The organism is Exiguobacterium sp. s140, from assembly GCF_018617035.1.
Lineage (GTDB): Bacteria > Bacillota > Bacilli > Exiguobacteriales > Exiguobacteriaceae > Exiguobacterium > Exiguobacterium profundum.
Genome location: NZ_JACSJK010000004.1, coordinates 125,956 through 142,703 on the forward strand (window position 1 = coordinate 125,956; position 16,748 = coordinate 142,703).

Genomic DNA, 16,748 nt, shown 5'->3' on the forward strand with positions numbered 1-16,748 from the left:
GGAATGTTTGAACGTTTTCAACGGACGCTCGTGATGAACTATATCATCGGCTCAGGTTTGGCCGTCTTTGGAGTAGGTGGTGTCTTTATTTTTCAAACGCTTGACCTGTCTATTCGAGAGATTTTACTACTGTTAGGCATCATGTTGGGGTCAGGGATAGTTATGATTTTCTCAGAACTACTCTTATACCGTCGCCACATTCGACCGATACGACAGTTTTTTATGATCGAATCCCCATCGATTGACGAATTGACGTCGGCATTCGAACAAGCGAGTCGATTCCCGATTTTAACGGTGCAACGGATTTTAGGTCCTCATTTGTTTGGATTATCCATCCCGTCAATTGGTTTAACCGCCGTTTTTATTCAGATGGGGTGGATTGACTTACCTTATCGTTTGATCGGCTTGGCTGCAATCGGGGCCGTCATGATTGCGGTACTACATGCCTTGATTGAATATTTTTTGACGGTTCGATCGGTTGAGCCATTACTTGTATACATGAAAGAAAGGCATCTCGAACTTTATCATCTGCCTATTCATGCAACGTATCGATCATTTAGTGTCCGAACTAAATTATTGATCAGTATGCTCATTACGGGTATCTTTCCCATCATGTTGTTCATGTTGGCGTCGAGTGTCCAATTGTCGACTTCGACTCGAACGGATACGTATTGGAATTGGGCGCTCGTGATTCTTGTCATCATCGTCGGAATTGCGGTGTTATGCAGTTTCTTACTCTATGACAACATCAAACGTCCGATTGGATTTTTGACGTCCGGCATCGAACAGATGGAGTCGGGACAACTTCAGAAAATCGAGAATCCGTACTTAGATGAGTTCGCCCAACTGATTGGGGGATTCAATCAAATGGTTGAGACGGTAACTGCTCGTGAACAAGAAAACGCACAGCTGTTAGACAGCCTCTTCATTTTATTCGCAGCAACGCTCGATGCACGTGATCCCTACACAGCAGGTCATTCGGAGCGTGTCGCGATGTATTCCGTTGAGCTTGCTCGCGCCATTGGCTTACCGCATGCACAAGTCGATTTACTCAATAAGTCAGCACTTCTACATGACATCGGGAAAATTGGAATTCGAGATGACGTCCTACTAAAAGAAGGGAAGCTGACAGACGAAGAGTTTTCAAAAATTCAAGAACATCCGACCATTGGCATCCATATTTTGAGTCAAATTCATTTACCTGCATCGCTTCAACCGATTTTAGCCGGAGTTCGATCGCACCACGAACGAATCGATGGGAAAGGATACCCGGACCGCTTACATGCGGTCGACATTCCGTTATTCGGAAGAATCATGGCGATTGCCGATGCTTATGATGCCATGACATCAGATCGACCCTATCGGTCAGGAATGCCAGTGGAAAAGGCGCTTTCCATATTGGAGAGCGGTCGGGGAACACAATGGGACGCGGAATTTGTGGACGTATTCGTCCAGCTTCGTCGTCAGGGCATATCAGCATAAGAAAAGGAGCAGCACCTCGTGTGCCGCTCCTTTGTCATATAGTTTGAAAGGCATATACCCCGAATACAGCTCCAATGACGACAACGACGAGGTTGACCCGTAGTAGCGCCAGGAAAGTGGCAACCACTCCTCCGAATAAGGCAGACGAGGTGGTGGTCGTGGAGGATAGGACGCCCGGAAAAATCAAACTAGCCAGTACCGCATACGGGATGAAGGAAAGAAATCGTTTCATATATGCCGGTAACGCCAATTCCTTTAGCCAGAGTAGCGGGACAAGGCGAGGGAGATACGTGACAAGTGCCAATCCTAGAACGAGTAGAAACAACGATATCATGTGACCTCTTCCTCCTTAAATACGAAAGCACCGATTCCGGCTGCGACAACGGTCGCGACGATGATTCGAATCCCATCTGAGATTGAGAAGAACGGGGTGATGACCCAATGGAGTATGGCTTGAATAATGATAGCTAAGCTTGCTACGACGAAGACAGGACGAGTCGTTAATGATGGAACGAGTAACCCGATGAACATCGCATATAGCGCAATCCCCATACTCGCCTGTAATGTGCTTGGAAGACCGAAGGCGAGGAAGACCCCCATCCACGTCCCGACGTTCCAAGCAAGAAATGCGATTGTATTCAACCCGAGCACGAACATACCGGAACGGGCCTCTTGACGAGTAGAGGCGATGCTGAACGTTTCGTCGGTCACACCAAACGCGATGGTAGCCAATAGTCTTCGAGATGTACTCTCAATCCGTTGGGATAGTGAGGCGGACATTAAAAAATGGCGAGAGTTTAGAATGAACGTCGTCAAAATGATTTCCCAATACATCGAACCGGCCATCAGAAGTTGTACCGTAATGAACTGACTTGCCCCGGCAAAGATCAAAAAGGACATCGATAATGTGATAGTATTCGGCAAGTTGAAAGATTGTGCCAAAAGACCGAAGGCAATTGCAATCGGGATATATCCGATGGCGACGGGAATGCCGGCGCGTAGTCCTGCGCGAAACGTGGGTTGCGGTGAAGTTGGTGATGTGGGATGAATCGAAGTCGCCATGATAGCCCTCCTCCATAATTAAGATGATTTCTATGTCATTCGGGATGAATAAACGGTTTCCTGCTCAAATGATAAAAAAGAGGGTATACATGTATCGTTAAGGAGGGTGATCACATGAGTCGTGCTGAAGAATTTTTGGCATCCTATCATCGAATCGAGGACTACTTGAGTCGAGAGATGGGAGATGGGCAACATTTCAGTTTTAGTAACATGGTGAATCGGTTAGCGAAACAAAATCCAATCATCGACCGGTATAAAGAAGATTTACATCAGATGAGCCAACTACGAAATGCCATCGTCCATGAGCGGCGGGAACCTGATTTTATTATCGCAGAGCCACACGAGTCGCTCGTTGCATTGATTTTAGAAGTGGAACGTGAACTCCTGCACCCACGTCTCGTCATTCCGTTATTTGCAAAATCGGTGGTGACGTTTCAGTCGGAAGATTTTTTGACGGAAGTACTCCGGGAGATTCGAGATAAAAATTATTCGCAATTCCCGGTATATCATGACAATGGGTCTTGGCGCGGACTGTTGACGAAAAAAGGAGTGACCAGTTGGCTAGCCGAAACAATCGACGGGCCCAACTTGTCACTCAAAGGAGTTCGGGTGAAGCACGTGCTCCACCACGATCCGCATATGCACCGGTATCGATTCATTCGAAAGGATGCGACCGTAATCGAGGCACAGCACTGCTTTACGCAAATGAAAGAGGGCGCACGATATGACGCCCTTCTGATTACAGAGACCGGAAATCCGAATGAACCGCTACTCGGCATCATCCGTCCTCAAGATTTATTGAACGCGCTCCGTTGAGGCGAGATGTTCAATGGCGACCTCATATTGGGTAACGGTGTTGCCGAGGACGATTGGTTTCACTTCTGAAGTCCCGTCATCACGTTTCTTATGGGCGTGCTTATAAGCATTGCTGTCGCGCCAGTTCTCAAAGCTGTCTGCATCACGCCACGTGGTCATGATGACGACATGATCCATCGCCTCATCAGACGTATCCGTCAACACTTGCATACGGACAAAGCCATCCATCGCTTCGATTCCTTTTGTCGTTTCGAAGCGTGCTTTGACCGCGTCGGCTTTCCCTTTTTCAACGTCTAGTTTGTTCATCACAATCCACATCCCACATTTCCCCCTATACGAATAAGATGACTCCATTATAACGTGAACAGGGAAATGCCTGAAAAAGGATGCTCACTCAACGTCTGCTCCACCATTCTTCGAACGCCCAGTTCTTCTGCTTCATCATCGTCGCTTCAGTGACACCGACATAACGCAAATGCCAAGGTTCGTAATTGTATCCCGTGATTTTCTCTTTTCCTTTTGGATAGCGGACGATAAATCCATAGAGATGGGCGTTTTGAAGCATCCATTTCCCTTCAGGCGATCGGTCGAAGGATTCATATAGGCCTAGACGCATGCGTTGACTCGTCATATCAACGGCGAGACCCGTTTGATGTTCACTGTGACCGGGACGTGCCACATATTTTGAAGCGTATGCGACCCCACGTGTGTTGACGTAATAGGCATAGAGTGACTTTTGTGTCGAGTAAGATCGGTAGGCGCTAAGGGCGTATAACGTATGACCTTGCTTCCGACCCGCATAATACAGTTTAGCCAGAGCATAGGCTGCTTCCGCCGTCATCAAGGTCCGTTCACTCCCTTTTTGATAAACAGTTGGAATGGTTAACGTGACAAGTTGTGGGGAACGATAAGTGGACGGGAGTCCATTCGCCTTGTTGACTAGTCGTAAACGATCGGCAGATGGCATCTTCGGGATACCGGCTTTCAAGTTGGCAGATGGAGTGAAGTACTTCGTATTTCCGATGTAGACGTTCGACCAACTCCGATTATAGGTCGTATAGCGGACTGGGACGTTCGTTCGTAGCGTCTTAAGGATAGGGGAAGATTGCATGGCACGACCGTACAAATAGGTCGTTTTAATCGTGTAACCTGGTTGTGGGGACGAGGATGCCGCTGTCACTGGCGACACTTGAAACAACAGCAGACAAATGACAAAAATCCGCAGGGACTTCATGGCAAAACGCCTCCTCGAGAGTTAGATGATGTTCCTTTTCCCGTTTTCTTGATAGACTGTGCATCTTTTATCCATCTTTAGGTCGGAAGAGGATACGGCTTGGGCCCGATGAAGGTGAGCAAGAAATCCATTACAATAAAGATAACGAATGAGATCGTAGAGAGGAGTGAGCGAATGGAAGCTTTAGTCGGTTTACCACTTTTATTGCTCGTCCTATTCTTTGCCTTTTTGTATTTTAATATCAAAGGGCTATCGAATATGTGGAAGGACTATAATCGAACGAAATCGATGATTCCGCTTGGTTTTTTCATCGTCGGGATTATCGGGATTTTCACAGGAGTGTGGACGTGGCTCGTCATTTTGATTTACTACGTCGTCCGACCGAAAGACTAAACACTGTATGCAGACGCATACGGTGTTTTTGCTATACTGAGGACGAGGTGTTGAGATGGAGAAATTGATAAAAGCATGGTTTATCGTGACGTTGATCACGTTCGGAATCTTTAAGCTTGGTGAAGTGATGACGACCCCTTACTCGGAAACACCGAGTGAAGGGAATCTATACTGGATTGTTCTCTTAATTGGATGGCCGTTTCTGTTGTTGTTTATTTGGATCACCGTTCGTTTGACACATCGAGTCGTCGCATCCGTGCGACCATTTGGAAAGGTTAGTTTAGCGATTGGAAGTTTCGTCATGGCTGGTATAGCTTGGATGACTAACCAATCGCAGGCGGCGTCTCTTCGAGAAGGAATTCGTTTGTCAGCCAATGAGTCGTACGCAGCAGGATGGAACCAGTTCACGAATATCATCTATATGAATCAGCTGACGTTCTTCCTTTTGACGGTCAGTTGTATGGGAGTAGGAATTCTCTCATCATTCTTCCTGAACAAAAAACAGCGAGACGAAGCCGTGTGAGCTTCGTCTCGCTGTTTTTATAGGTGTTCTTTATAAAGACGTGCATAGCGATCCGCAGCGATGATGGCGTCAGCAACTTCTTCAGGTGTAACATCGAAACCGCTATGAATCGTTTCGCCATCTGCCGTGGCCGCTTTCCCGACCTTCAAGATATCGTCTCGAGATGCATCTTTCAATTTGATATCTTCAAGTGTGACCGGTAAGTCGAGTGCCATATAAAAGGCAACATACTGCTCGAACTCTTCTTGAGGGCGTCCTTCGAGTGCGAGTTGCACGAGTGTTCCAAATGCAACTTTTTCACCGTGCGTCAAATGGTGGATGTCTCCTTCAAGTGCGGTGAATCCATTGTGAATGGCATGGGCTGCAGCCAAGCCACCACTTTCAAAGCCGAGCCCGCTCAATAAGGTGTTGGCTTCCACAACAGCTTCAAGCGCAGGTGTGACGACTTTTGCTTTCACAGCTTCATACGCTTGAATCCCATATGTGAATAGAACCTCTTCACACCGTTCGGCAATCGCCTCCGCCGCAAGTGTCGGGACACCGCCAGCCATCGTCTTGCCTCCGAATGCCAGGACACTTCGCACTTCCACCCACGTGGCCAATGCATCGGCAATACCTGACGCTAAGAAGCGTGGCGGTGCTTGTGCAATCAATTCCGTATCCACAAGGACGAGATCCGGATTCTTTTTATAGAAACGGTAGCTTTCGAAATTGCCTTCATCTGTATATATGACCGACAATGCGCTCGTCGGTGCATCCGTAGAGGCGATGGTCGGTACAATGACGATACGCGCATCCAATTCATCTGCGACCGCTTTTGCTGTATCGAGCGTTTTCCCACCGCCGAGACCGATAACAAACGCTGTTTCATGCTTCTTAGCGTCTGTAGCGATTCGAATGATTTCGTGCTTCGACGCTTCTCCGATGAAATCAGCTTTCGTCGCCTTGAGCTGGCTCGCTTGCAGAGACTGGGTCACCCGTTCGCCGATCAACTCCCATACGACGTCATCCGCGATGAGTAAAGCGTTGGAACCGAAGTGAGCGACAAACTCTCCGATGCGATCAATCGTTTGTTTCCCTTGCACATACTTGGCCGGACTGATGAAAATGCGTTCTGACATAGTGAACTCCATCCTTTCATATCAGGTTTGGTGTAAGTGCTTACAAGGCAATCATACTACAACTGGTAAAGAATATACGTGAAGATTACATGAAGAACGGCAGCTGACCAAGCACAAGCAATAGGATGATGATGGCGACGACAATGAGAAATCCCCAGTCGTTCATTCGTTTCGTCATAGCACACGTCTCCTTCATGGGTTGGAATTGCAATTCTTCCTCAGTATAGAGGGTGGTAAGAAAAAGGGAGGATGAATAAATAACCAGGTTAAAAAAAGTTACGCCTTGTCATGAGCGGACAGGTCATCAGGTTTAACAGATGATGAATCGGGAACACTAGAGTCGTATGTTGATTTTCTTGAAGGAGGAATTGAGTATGTCGAAACATGTACTGATTGTCACAACGTCAGCAAACCAATTATCAAATGGTCATGCAACGGGACTTTGGCTTGAAGAGTTTGCCGTTCCTTATTTATTGTTCGAAAAAGAAGGGTATAAAGTGACGGTCGCGAGTATCGAAGGTGGAGACGTGCCAATCGATGCGAATAGTTTAGAAGATGGTTTGTCAGAAGACATTCTCAATACACGGGAATTGCTCAAAGACACAGCTCGTCTCGATCAAGTCGCAGACGAGTCGTACGATGCAATCTTCTTACCGGGTGGTCACGGGACAGTTGTTGATTTCCCAGAAAATGAAACGTTACAACGTGTCATTCGCAATGTATACGAGAGTGGAAATATTGTCGGGGCAGTTTGCCACGGACCAATTGGATTGGTCAATGTGAAACTCAGCAACGATGAGCCACTCGTTAAAGATAAACAGGTGACAGGGTTCACCGATGCAGAAGAAAAAGAGATGCAACTCGATTCTGCCGTCCCGTTCCTACTTGAAACAGGACTACGCAATCAAGGCGGGCAGTTCAAGGGAGCTGACAACTGGGCGGTGAATGTGGCGGTTGACGAACGTCTCGTCACGGGTCAGAATCCTCAGTCTTCTGAAGCGGTCGGGAAAGAACTTGTTAAGTTACTCGGATAATCGTGTGAAGCAACTTCGAATGTCGAAGTTGCTTTTTTGTTTTTTGGACATATGTCCTATTCAAGTCATCTCTCTTTTCGTAAAGTCAGACGAAGAGAAAGGGGAATGACATGGGAATTTTATTTGCCATCTTATCAGGGACGTTCATCGCCCTTCAAGGAATCTTTAATGCAAAACTAGGAGATGCGGTAGGCGCATGGATGTCCGTCACTATCGTTCATTTTGTCGGACTTCTGTTAGCACTCGCGATTTACTTCTTCAAGCGGGATGCGGACATGACAGCCTTCAAACGTGTGCCTTGGTATTATAGTTTAGGAGGATTGTTCGGGGTATTCGTTGTCTTCGGCGAATTGACGGCGATTCAACAACTCGGGGTCACATGGGCAATTTGTGTATTGCTTGTGGCACAATTAGTAGGAGCCTTCATCATCGATTTGAATGGTTGGTTTGGTGTCAAACGGAAACCGATGAACACGGGACAGGTCATGGGACTCGTCTTGATGGTCGTTGGGATCGGAATCTATACATTTTCTTAAGGAGTTCACTTTACATGATGAATATTATGGATGCACTGACACGATTGCAGTGGAATCATCTGTTTTCGAATGAAACACTTGAGTCCTCGTCCGTAGTGACATATGCGTCTGGGACCATGTTATGTTCGAACGATCAGCACATCGAATCTTTATTCGTCGTCCTTGAAGGGCGTGTCAAAATTTATACGCTCAGTGAAGAAGGGAAATTGCGATTGTTGCGTCTGAAGGCTGCTCCAACATTGATTGGAGATATCGAATATGCGAGCGGACGCAATGTATTGCATACGGTTGAAGCGGTCGGTCCCGTGACGTGTCTGCGCATCCCTTTCGAGGCGCTTCGACGATATAATCGCACGGTCGAATTCACGGAGCATCTGTTACGAGGCGTGTCCGAAAAATTATTCATCGAGGCAAACGCCTCGTCGAATCATCTCATGTCGACTTTAGAAGAGCGCTTGGCCGGTTACTTGATCTCACTCAGTGAATCAGGGAATGAACTGTTTCAAGCGGAGATGAGTCAACTGAAACGGAAAGAAGTCGCAGAGTGGCTAGGGACGAGTTATCGTCACTTGAACCGAACGTTGCAGGCATTCGTGGATGAAGGATTGGTCAAACGAACGAGAAAAGAAGTCATCATTTTAAATAGTGAACGATTGAAAGAACGTGCGAACGGCATGTTTTATGAGTAAGGAGGAGTTATATGATTTTTGGTATCATCTGTTCGGCTGTGGCTGGGGCGTTTATTAGCGTACAGGCGGCGGTCAACGCGAAAATGAATACAAATTTAGGGGCTTGGGCCACCACCGTATTGGTCTTTATCGTTGGTTTGGTCGGATCCATCATCCCGTTAGTATTATTTGGAGGAAATCTTGCTGGATTACGTGACTTGTCGCCAATCTATTGGCTCGGTGGTTTATTTGGTGTCGGTGTCGTGTACTGTGTCATGCGCAGCATCCAGTTACTCGGACCCACATTGTCTGTGTCACTCATTCTCGTGTCACAACTCATTTGGGCGTTAGTCGTCGATTTATATGGCGCCTTCGGGATGCCTCAAATCACGTTATCGGCCGGACAAATTGTAGGGCTCACCATCCTTCTTGTCGGGGTCATTCTCTTTAAACAGTCTCAGACGGCGGCTATCGCCAAACAAGCTGTCAACGAAGCCACTTCTTGAGGAGTGGCTATTTTTCTGAGCAAAACGGGTACAGGTTGGTAACGATTTTTTGATAAAATGAAGCAGTATGCTTTAAAAATTAGCTGAGGTGATGAAAAAAGTGGATTCTTCCATAGTGATTGATTTGTTGATTGTTTTGTTTTTGATTGTGTTGAACGGGATTTTTGCGATGACAGAAATTGCGCTCATCTCATCGAAACCTGCAAAACTTGAGGTTGAAGCAAATCGAGGAAAACGAAGTGCCAAGATTGCGCTTCATTATTCGAAAGACCCGACAGATTTGTTGTCGACCGTTCAAGTCGGAATCACATTGATTGGGATTATTAACGGGGCATACGGGGGCGCACGCTTCTCGGCACCGCTCGCATCGGCATTTGAACAAGCCGGAATGAGTACGCAGTATGCCGGAACCGTTGCTTATGTGGCCGTCGTTACGATTATTACGTATCTGTCGCTCATCATTGGTGAATTGGTCCCGAAACGGATTGCGCTCGTCTCGCCTGAAAAAGTAACGATGGCAATCATTCCGTCGCTCGATTTATTCAGTAAAGTGATGAAACCGTTCATTTGGATTTTATCGAAATCGACACTCTTTTTGTTCAAATTGTTAGGGTTGAAGGCGGAACAGACGAGTGGGGAGACTGAGCTCGAGATCAAACAACTCTTGTTTGAAGGCGCCCAGCAAGGACAGTTCGCTCATGAAGAAGTTCGACAAGTCGAACGGGTTTTTGCGTTTCATGATCAATTGATTTATGAGCTCATGCAACCACGGACGACGCTCGAATGGGTCGACTTAGAAGATGACATGGACGATATTAAGAAATCGATTTATGAAAGTAAACATAACAAGTTACCGGTCGGGCGCGACTCGCTTGACGACTTTGTCGGGTACATCGATGTACGTGACATCTTGACGTTGCCGACACTGCGTGAGCAGTCACAGATTTTGAAGCGCATCAAACAGCCGCTCATCGTTCCAAAACAACGAGAGGCGAGCCAAGTGCTTCAAATGATGCAGAAAAATGGTGTGGAAATCGCCTTTGTTTTAGATGAATACGGCGGATTCCTTGGTATGGTCACCTTGTTCGATATTTTGGAAGAAATCGTCGGAGAGGTGATGATTGAAGAGGATACACCAGAAGTGGTTCGTCGCGAGGACGGATCGTATTTGGCGGATGGGTTACTCGGAATAGAGGATTTGAAGCGAACGTTCGAGATTCGGGATGACCGATTCGACGAAGGGCGCAACTCCTATCATACGCTCGCAGGACTCGTCATTTACGCACTTGGTGATTTTCCGAAACGGGGCGATGTGGTCGAAGCGTACGGTCTTCGCTTTGAAGTCGTGGATATGGACGGAAAGCGTGTCGACCAAGTGCTTGTTTCAGAATTAAAAGAACCAATTACTGAAGAGGACTGATGCGATGCATCAGCCCTCTTTTTCGTGTACCATCCACGTTCGTTGTAAAGCTCCTAACAAGACTTGGGCTGTGTGCAACATCGCTCGTTCATCCACGTCGAAGCGGGGATGATGATGCGGAAAGATTGCGGAGAGCTCGGGATTTCCTGCTCCTGTGAAGAAAAAGCTACCAGGAACGTGCTCGACATAATAAGCGAAATCTTCCCCGACCATAAGTGGTGCCATCTCAATGACACCGTCTGCACCAACGACCTCCACCGCACTCTCACGGACGAGTTCCGTTTCGGTCACATGATTCACGACAGCAGGATATCCTTTTATATACTCCAATTCATAATCAGCATCGCTCGCTTCACAGACGGAACGAATGATCCGCTCCATATCGGAGATGATTTTTTCTTGCGTCTCCCGAGTGAATGTACGCACGGTACCGGATAATTTGGCTTCTTCGGCAATGACGTTGAATGCTTGTCCGGAGTGGAGCGTACCGATGGTCAGCACGGCAGGTTCGAGCGGATCGATTCGCCGACTGACGACCTGTTGGAGATGATTCGCCACGTTCACGGCAACCATGAGGGCATCGACTGTATGTTGCGGAATCGCGCCATGTCCACCTTTTCCTGTAATGATCAATTCAAAGCGATCTGCCGCAGCCATGATAGGACCTGTTTTCACGCCAATCGTTCCGAACGGAAGTGGTGTCCAAATGTGCGCACCGTATATATAATCCACGTTGTCGAGACAGCCGTCTTCAATCATCGGTTTGGCACCACCCGGAGCCAATTCTTCTGCGAACTGGTGAATCAACACGACGTCTCCTGGAAGGCTCATCTCAGTCAATACTTTCGCTAAAACGAGAAGTGTCGCCGTGTGGGCATCGTGACCACACGCATGCATGACCCCGTTCACTTTTGAACGATACGGGACATCTTTCACATCTTGGATGGGAAGGGCGTCAAAATCGGCACGTAATGCGATGGTCGGACCGTCACCGCCTTTGATTCGACCGACGACCCCATTGCCGCCAACGTGCTCACGTACTTCAATCCCAAGTTCACGGAGATACGAGGCAATCATCTTTGGTGTTTCGACTTCTTGAAAAGACAGTTCAGGATATTGGTGAAAATGGCGTCTTAGGGATACCATTTCTTCGAACAACTCGGTCAAACGTACTTCGGCATGCGTGACGATCATTGCGAACACTCCTTTGTGGTTACCGTGTCAAGAAATGAATTCATTTACAAATTGTTATGAAAGTTAAGCTTATCTTATACGAGTAAAGGGAATTAATACAGGAGAAAATGAAGAAATGAGGTGCCAACATGGGGTGGATTATTGCGATTGTAGCGGTTGTCGTGCTCGTACTCATCTATTTTTCGATGTACAACGGGCTCGTCAAGTATCGAAATTGGGTCGATGAGGCGTGGGCTCAAATCGATGTGCAGTTGAAGCGGCGGTATGATCTGATTCCGAACTTGGTCGAGACGGTGAAAGGCTACGCGAAACACGAGCAAGAAACGCTTGCGAAGGTCGTCGAACTGAGAAACCAGCTCGGAGAAAAGTCGAATCGTCAGGACCAGATGGCAGTGAACGATCAATTGAGTGGAGCACTGAAAAATCTCTTCGCGCTTCGTGAGGCGTACCCGGACTTGAAAGCGAACGAGAACTTCAAGATGTTGCAGGAAGAATTGACACAGACGGAAAATAAGGTCGCGTATTCGCGTCAACTCTATAACAATACGGTCATGAAATATAACACGAAAATCGAATCGGTCCCGACGAACATCATCGCCTCCGTCCATCATTTTGAAAAGCGCGATATGCTCGAGGCACGTGCCGAAGAGCGCGAGAACGTTCGCGTCTCATTTTGATGAATCGAGGTGGCGCGTATGCTCCTCTATGAACAGATTCGAAAGAATAAAGTGAAGACGGTCTTCATCGTCACAGGGTTTGTCCTATTCGTTCTTCTCGTCGGAGCGGCCATTTCCTACGTCAACTATGGAGACGCGATTCCGGGGTTAATCTTCACACCGATTTTCTCGTTGTTTTATGTGGGAATCGTCGTCATGTCGAGTACGAACATCGTCATGAAGATGAATCGGGCACAAGAGGTGACATCGGTGGAAGAGCACCGCTTTCTATGGCATACGGTCGAAAACATGGCGATGGTCGCGCGAGTGCCGATGCCGCGCATCTTTATCATCAACGACCCATCGCCAAACGCATTTGCGACGGGATTGAAGCCAGAAAAGGCGGCTGTCGCCGTCACGACGGGACTGTTGGATCGATTATCACGAGAAGAAGTAGAAGGGGTGATCGCGCATGAGGTCGCGCATATTAAGAATTATGATGTGCGGCTCTCGACGGTCACGCTCGCACTTGTTTCGGTGATTGCCATCATGAGCGATATCGGGTCGCGCATGCTGTTCTTCAGAAGTATCGGTGGAAGACGCGATCAAAACCAGAATCCCATCTTTTTGATCATCGGACTCGTCTTGTTGGTATTGGCACCGCTCATCGCGATGCTCATCAATATGGCGATTTCACGGAATCGTGAGTTTCTGGCAGATGCGAGTGGAGCGGAACTGACCCGCAACCCGGATGCGCTCGCCTCGGCGCTTGAGAAGATTGCAAACGTCGAGACGCCGGTCGAGCAAGCGTCGAGTGCCTCGGCACCACTTTACTTCTCCGATCCACTCAAGAAAAAAGTGAGTGGTCTATTCTCGACACACCCTGATCCAGTCGAACGCATTTCCCGACTTCGTCAAATGTAGTCAGAGCCTGTCCGGTTGTGGCAGGCTCTTTATGTTACACTGAACTGGGAAAATAAGGGGGGTGGATGAGTTGAATAAAAAGATATACATAGGTTTAGGCGGCGCTTTATTAGTCGCATTATTTTTATTTGGGCTAGGGCCATATATTGTACATACAGTACTTAAGGTTTTCATGTGGCTCACACAGTACATCTTACCGTGGATCTTCCTCTACTATTTCATTCAATTTTATAAACAATATGCAGCCAAACAAGAAAAGCCACCTGAATGAGGTGGCTTTCGACGTTTATCCGGCGCGGTGGCTACGGATTTTTTCAATCTCATCGAGGACGAACTGAACGTTTGTGCCGACGATGACTTGAATATGGTTTGGACTGACGACTTTGATTCCCGGAATACCGGCTTTTTTGATTTGATCTTGGTTGACCGTATCCATGTCTTTGACATCGACGCGTAGGCGTGTGATGCAAGACTCGATTCCTGTGACGTTGCTGTCACCGCCGAGACCATCATAAATCATGTTCGCCATGGCTGAGAATTCGTTACCTGAAGCTGATGCGACCGGTGCGACTTTCGTTTCGCCATCTGTCGTTTCACTTGCAACCGCATCGACGACTTCATCTGGTTCACGACCTGGCGTTGCCAAGTTGAGCTTCACAATCATGAAGCGGAAGATGACGTAGTAAATGACTGCGAACACGAGACCTTGAACGATGAGCATATACGGTTGGTTCGCAAGCGGCAAGCGTGAGCTCAAGATAAAGTCGACCAAGCCTGCGCTGAATCCAAAGCCGGCTGTCCATTGGAACGTTGCCGCAACGAAGAGCGAAATTCCTGTAAGGACTGCGTGTACAAGGTAAAGAACAGGAGCGAGGAACATGAATGAGAACTCGAGCGGTTCTGTTACCCCTGTGAAGAATGAAGCGAATGCCGCTGCGAGAAGAAGTGAAGCGGCTTGTTTCTTCCGTTTCGTTTTCGCTGTGTGATACATCGCGAGTGCTGCGGCCGGAAGACCGAACATCATGATTGGGAAGTAACCTGCTTGGTACATCCCTGTCACACCTTTTTCACCTTGACCTGACCAGAAGTTTCCGATGTCGTTGATTCCTGCGACGTCGAACCAGAATACAGAGTTGAGGGCGTGGTGAAGGCCGGTTGGAATCAAGAGGCGGTTAAAGAATCCGTAAAGTCCGGCACCGAATGCGCCAAGTTTTGAAATCGATTCACCGAAACCGACGAGACCTGTATAGACGACCGGCCAGATGAAGTAAAGAGCGACCGATACAAGAATCATCGAGAAGGCTGTCATGATTGGTACGAGACGCTTCCCACTAAAGAAGGCGAGAGCATCTGGCAATTTGACTTGACTGAAGCGGTTATACATGGAAGCGGCGACGAGACCGGATAGAATCCCGACAAAAGCATTCCCAATCTTACCGAATGCCGGGTTGACGGCTTCTACGTCGATTCCTTGGAACAATGCTACCGTTCCTGCGGAGAGAAGCGTTGTGACCGTCAAGAAGGCAACGAGTCCACTGAGTGCTGCTGAACCGTCACGGTTCTTAGCCATTCCGAGCGCGACCCCGACTGCGAACAGAATTGGGATGTTATCAATAATAGCGGCCCCTGCCTTAATTAAGAATGCAGCGGCAATGTTTTCAGATCCCCAGCCGACTGGGTCAATCCAATAACCAATCCCCATGAGAATGGCAGCAGCCGGAAGTACGGCGACCGGTAACATGAGGGAACGTCCGAGACGTTGGAAAAAGTTCATCATTGTTGATTTCCTCCTTTTTGATGATGTTGATCTTGTAGACGTTGGATGTGAAGCGTAATATAACCAAGTTCTGACTCGGGCAAGACGATGCCATAGGTCTCTTCCATTTCTTTTGCGACATCTGATGCACACGCATAGGCAGACGTGAACTTCGTCTGAATCATGCGGAGCATGTCTTCATCAATCGTATGATGATCGTAATGGTTGACCCGATCCATGACGAACCGTAAATGAGTTAATAATCGTTGGTAGGATAAGTCATCTTCTTCAATGGATACATCGAGTCGTCGTGAAATCGATTGAATCATGTCGCGGACAATTGTTGTCTGTTTGACCGTCTTGCGTAAATCACCTCCTTTCACTTTCATCGTATGGATATGAAGCGCGATGAACGCAGCTTCGTCTTTCGGCATTTGGACGTTGAGCTTTTCAGCGATATGCTCAATCGCCCATAGTCCAATCTCATATTCATTCCGATAGAGGATTTTAATCTCGTTCAACAGTTTGTTGCGTAATGAGATGCCATCCATTTCCCGCTCGATGGCGAACGAGATGTGGTCGGTCAAGACGATGTGAATATGTTCGTTGAACGATGTCTCGAGACGTTTTTCCGCATACGAGATAATATCCTCGGAAACGGTGAAGTGTTCGACAGGAATCCGGCTCAACAGCTGTTGGAACTTGTCATTCTCTGGCATGATGAACAACTTTTCGATTTTATGTGGATTGACGATGTCGTTCTTCGCTTTTTTAAACGCGACGCCAGGGCCAATTGCAATCTTTTCTTCACCCTTATCTGAGACGATGACCGCATTGTTGTTTAGAATCTTTTTGATTTTAATCATGTGTCCTCCTTATTCCGGAGTCACGCTTCCACTCGGGCGACAATCGTCTTGCCCGGAACAGCTTCTTTCGTGAACGTGAAGGCATAATGATGGGCGAGTGCACCACCATTCGTCACGACCATTGGAGTGACCGTGTCCTTACCCGCCTGATGAATTTGCGCCAAGTCTGCTGTGAGTAACAGCTGTCCCGTCTTGACGTGGTCGCCCACATCTACTTGAAGATCAAACGGTCGACCTTCGAGTTCAACGGTATCGAGTCCGACGTGTATCAAAATCTCAGCCCCATCCTCGGTCCGAATGCCGATGGCGTGCTTTGTTGGAGCGATTTGTACAATCTCTCCATCAGCCGGTGAGACGACGGCACCGTCTGTTGGTGTGATGGCAATGCCATCGCCCATCATTTTTTCACTAAAGACCGGGTCCGCAACTTGTTCGAGTGGAATGACGTCTCCTTCCATTGGTGAGTGCAGTGTCGGTTTGTGTCGATTCATTAACTTATTCCATAGCATGTCTACTACATCCTTTCTTGAAACAAAACGACGAAAAACAAAACAGGC

Annotated in this window: 20 protein-coding genes; 11 read left to right on the forward strand and 9 right to left on the reverse strand. The window is 47.6% G+C overall.

Annotation, left to right across the window (positions count from 1 at the left end; all coding sequences use genetic code 11):
- The first annotated feature begins 3 nt into the window (after positions 1 to 3).
- A complete protein-coding gene (locus tag KNO61_RS13655) occupies positions 4 to 1,482 on the forward strand; it encodes an HD domain-containing phosphohydrolase (protein ID WP_214757624.1) in 1,479 nt (492 codons plus the stop codon).
- 34 nt (positions 1,483 to 1,516) lie between these two features.
- Here the strand turns inward: KNO61_RS13655 and KNO61_RS13660 are convergent, their stop codons facing one another.
- Together KNO61_RS13660 and KNO61_RS13665 are read right to left on the reverse strand one after the other, a co-directional pair.
- Positions 1,517 to 1,816, reverse strand: a complete 300-nt coding sequence (locus KNO61_RS13660; RefSeq protein ID WP_074035113.1) for an AzlD domain-containing protein — start codon at positions 1,814 to 1,816, stop codon at positions 1,517 to 1,519.
- Entirely contained in the window at positions 1,813 to 2,544 is a 732-nt protein-coding gene (locus KNO61_RS13665; RefSeq protein ID WP_078146042.1) for an AzlC family ABC transporter permease, read from the reverse strand. Before KNO61_RS13665 ends, KNO61_RS13660 begins: the two co-directional genes overlap by 4 nt.
- Positions 2,545 to 2,658: 114 nt before the next feature.
- On the opposite strand from KNO61_RS13665, the gene KNO61_RS13670 reads away from it, so the two are divergent.
- Complete coding sequence (locus KNO61_RS13670; protein ID WP_214731290.1) at positions 2,659 to 3,360, forward strand: CBS domain-containing protein; 702 nt, start codon at positions 2,659 to 2,661, stop codon at positions 3,358 to 3,360.
- On the opposite strand, the gene KNO61_RS13675 is transcribed toward KNO61_RS13670, so the two are convergent.
- Both KNO61_RS13675 and KNO61_RS13680 read right to left on the reverse strand, forming a co-directional pair.
- Complete coding sequence (locus tag KNO61_RS13675; protein ID WP_074035108.1) at positions 3,340 to 3,678, reverse strand: antibiotic biosynthesis monooxygenase; 339 nt, start codon at positions 3,676 to 3,678, stop codon at positions 3,340 to 3,342. The genes KNO61_RS13670 and KNO61_RS13675 overlap by 21 nt on opposite strands.
- A gap of 76 nt (positions 3,679 to 3,754) precedes the next feature.
- The gene (locus tag KNO61_RS13680; protein WP_078146043.1) at positions 3,755 to 4,594 is read right to left on the reverse strand and encodes a M15 family metallopeptidase; all 840 of its coding nucleotides are present in this window, start codon (positions 4,592 to 4,594) and stop codon (positions 3,755 to 3,757) included.
- A gap of 174 nt (positions 4,595 to 4,768) precedes the next feature.
- On the opposite strand from KNO61_RS13680, the gene KNO61_RS13685 reads away from it, so the two are divergent.
- The gene (locus tag KNO61_RS13685) at positions 4,769 to 4,987 is read left to right on the forward strand and encodes a hypothetical protein (protein WP_078146044.1); all 219 of its coding nucleotides are present in this window, start codon (positions 4,769 to 4,771) and stop codon (positions 4,985 to 4,987) included.
- 55 nt (positions 4,988 to 5,042) lie between these two features.
- Entirely contained in the window at positions 5,043 to 5,510 is a 468-nt protein-coding gene (locus KNO61_RS13690) for a hypothetical protein (protein WP_214688947.1), read from the forward strand.
- A gap of 17 nt (positions 5,511 to 5,527) precedes the next feature.
- Here KNO61_RS13690 and KNO61_RS13695 read toward each other — a convergent pair whose 3' ends face one another.
- A complete protein-coding gene (locus KNO61_RS13695) occupies positions 5,528 to 6,631 on the reverse strand; it encodes a glycerol dehydrogenase (protein ID WP_214685021.1) in 1,104 nt (367 codons plus the stop codon).
- Between the two features lie 374 nt (positions 6,632 to 7,005).
- On the opposite strand from KNO61_RS13695, the gene KNO61_RS13700 reads away from it, so the two are divergent.
- From KNO61_RS13700 to KNO61_RS13720, 5 genes are all read left to right on the forward strand, one after another.
- On the forward strand, positions 7,006 to 7,665 hold the full coding sequence (locus KNO61_RS13700) for a type 1 glutamine amidotransferase domain-containing protein (protein WP_015880344.1): 660 nt from the start codon (positions 7,006 to 7,008) through the stop codon (positions 7,663 to 7,665).
- Positions 7,666 to 7,775: 110 nt separating this feature from the next.
- A complete protein-coding gene (locus KNO61_RS13705; RefSeq protein ID WP_015880345.1) occupies positions 7,776 to 8,201 on the forward strand; it encodes a DMT family transporter in 426 nt (141 codons plus the stop codon).
- A gap of 14 nt (positions 8,202 to 8,215) precedes the next feature.
- Positions 8,216 to 8,890, forward strand: coding sequence for a Crp/Fnr family transcriptional regulator (locus KNO61_RS13710; RefSeq protein WP_015880346.1), 675 nt, complete (start codon positions 8,216 to 8,218; stop codon positions 8,888 to 8,890).
- Positions 8,891 to 8,901: 11 nt separating this feature from the next.
- Positions 8,902 to 9,375 carry a DMT family transporter gene (locus KNO61_RS13715; protein WP_214685023.1) on the forward strand — a complete coding sequence of 158 codons (474 nt, stop codon included), beginning with the start codon at positions 8,902 to 8,904 and terminating at the stop codon, positions 9,373 to 9,375.
- 91 nt (positions 9,376 to 9,466) lie between these two features.
- On the forward strand, positions 9,467 to 10,795 hold the full coding sequence (locus KNO61_RS13720) for a hemolysin family protein (protein ID WP_214731294.1): 1,329 nt from the start codon (positions 9,467 to 9,469) through the stop codon (positions 10,793 to 10,795).
- A 9-nt stretch (positions 10,796 to 10,804) separates the two neighbouring features.
- Here KNO61_RS13720 and KNO61_RS13725 read toward each other — a convergent pair whose 3' ends face one another.
- Entirely contained in the window at positions 10,805 to 11,989 is a 1,185-nt protein-coding gene (locus KNO61_RS13725) for an amidohydrolase (protein WP_214731295.1), read from the reverse strand.
- 128 nt (positions 11,990 to 12,117) lie between these two features.
- Between KNO61_RS13725 and KNO61_RS13730 the strand changes: the two genes are divergently transcribed.
- On the forward strand, positions 12,118 to 12,666 hold the full coding sequence (locus KNO61_RS13730; protein WP_015880351.1) for a LemA family protein: 549 nt from the start codon (positions 12,118 to 12,120) through the stop codon (positions 12,664 to 12,666).
- Between the two features lie 18 nt (positions 12,667 to 12,684).
- Entirely contained in the window at positions 12,685 to 13,569 is an 885-nt protein-coding gene (gene htpX, locus KNO61_RS13735; protein WP_078146050.1) for a zinc metalloprotease HtpX, read from the forward strand.
- Positions 13,570 to 13,855: 286 nt separating this feature from the next.
- On the opposite strand, the gene nagE is transcribed toward htpX, so the two are convergent.
- The 3 genes from nagE to KNO61_RS13750 are packed head-to-tail and all read right to left on the reverse strand — an operon-like array spanning position 13,856 to position 16,700.
- Positions 13,856 to 15,346 carry an N-acetylglucosamine-specific PTS transporter subunit IIBC gene (gene nagE / locus KNO61_RS13740; RefSeq protein ID WP_214688939.1) on the reverse strand — a complete coding sequence of 497 codons (1,491 nt, stop codon included), beginning with the start codon at positions 15,344 to 15,346 and terminating at the stop codon, positions 13,856 to 13,858.
- A complete protein-coding gene (locus tag KNO61_RS13745; protein ID WP_251030854.1) occupies positions 15,343 to 16,191 on the reverse strand; it encodes a PRD domain-containing protein in 849 nt (282 codons plus the stop codon). The genes nagE and KNO61_RS13745 overlap by 4 nt, the downstream gene beginning before the upstream one ends.
- 20 nt (positions 16,192 to 16,211) lie before the next feature.
- Complete coding sequence (locus tag KNO61_RS13750) at positions 16,212 to 16,700, reverse strand: PTS sugar transporter subunit IIA (protein ID WP_015880356.1); 489 nt, start codon at positions 16,698 to 16,700, stop codon at positions 16,212 to 16,214.
- Positions 16,701 to 16,748: the final 48 nt, after the last annotated feature.

Bases quoted from the DNA above. Each gene is read 5' to 3' on its own strand.
- KNO61_RS13655 (WP_214757624.1), top strand. From the start codon at position 4: ATGTTTGAACGTTTTCAACGGACGCTCGTGATGAACTATATCATCGGC.
- KNO61_RS13660 (WP_074035113.1), bottom strand. From the start codon at position 1,816: ATGATATCGTTGTTTCTACTCGTTCTAGGATTGGCACTTGTCACGTAT.
- KNO61_RS13665 (WP_078146042.1), bottom strand. From the start codon at position 2,544: ATGGCGACTTCGATTCATCCCACATCACCAACTTCACCGCAACCCACG.
- KNO61_RS13670 (WP_214731290.1), top strand. From the start codon at position 2,659: ATGAGTCGTGCTGAAGAATTTTTGGCATCCTATCATCGAATCGAGGAC.
- KNO61_RS13675 (WP_074035108.1), bottom strand. From the start codon at position 3,678: ATGTGGATTGTGATGAACAAACTAGACGTTGAAAAAGGGAAAGCCGAC.
- KNO61_RS13680 (WP_078146043.1), bottom strand. From the start codon at position 4,594: ATGAAGTCCCTGCGGATTTTTGTCATTTGTCTGCTGTTGTTTCAAGTG.
- KNO61_RS13685 (WP_078146044.1), top strand. From the start codon at position 4,769: ATGGAAGCTTTAGTCGGTTTACCACTTTTATTGCTCGTCCTATTCTTT.
- KNO61_RS13690 (WP_214688947.1), top strand. From the start codon at position 5,043: ATGGAGAAATTGATAAAAGCATGGTTTATCGTGACGTTGATCACGTTC.
- KNO61_RS13695 (WP_214685021.1), bottom strand. From the start codon at position 6,631: ATGTCAGAACGCATTTTCATCAGTCCGGCCAAGTATGTGCAAGGGAAA.
- KNO61_RS13700 (WP_015880344.1), top strand. From the start codon at position 7,006: ATGTCGAAACATGTACTGATTGTCACAACGTCAGCAAACCAATTATCA.
- KNO61_RS13705 (WP_015880345.1), top strand. From the start codon at position 7,776: ATGGGAATTTTATTTGCCATCTTATCAGGGACGTTCATCGCCCTTCAA.
- KNO61_RS13710 (WP_015880346.1), top strand. From the start codon at position 8,216: ATGATGAATATTATGGATGCACTGACACGATTGCAGTGGAATCATCTG.
- KNO61_RS13715 (WP_214685023.1), top strand. From the start codon at position 8,902: ATGATTTTTGGTATCATCTGTTCGGCTGTGGCTGGGGCGTTTATTAGC.
- KNO61_RS13720 (WP_214731294.1), top strand. From the start codon at position 9,467: ATGAAAAAAGTGGATTCTTCCATAGTGATTGATTTGTTGATTGTTTTG.
- KNO61_RS13725 (WP_214731295.1), bottom strand. From the start codon at position 11,989: ATGATCGTCACGCATGCCGAAGTACGTTTGACCGAGTTGTTCGAAGAA.
- KNO61_RS13730 (WP_015880351.1), top strand. From the start codon at position 12,118: ATGGGGTGGATTATTGCGATTGTAGCGGTTGTCGTGCTCGTACTCATC.
- htpX (WP_078146050.1), top strand. From the start codon at position 12,685: ATGCTCCTCTATGAACAGATTCGAAAGAATAAAGTGAAGACGGTCTTC.
- nagE (WP_214688939.1), bottom strand. From the start codon at position 15,346: ATGATGAACTTTTTCCAACGTCTCGGACGTTCCCTCATGTTACCGGTC.
- KNO61_RS13745 (WP_251030854.1), bottom strand. From the start codon at position 16,191: ATGATTAAAATCAAAAAGATTCTAAACAACAATGCGGTCATCGTCTCA.
- KNO61_RS13750 (WP_015880356.1), bottom strand. From the start codon at position 16,700: ATGCTATGGAATAAGTTAATGAATCGACACAAACCGACACTGCACTCA.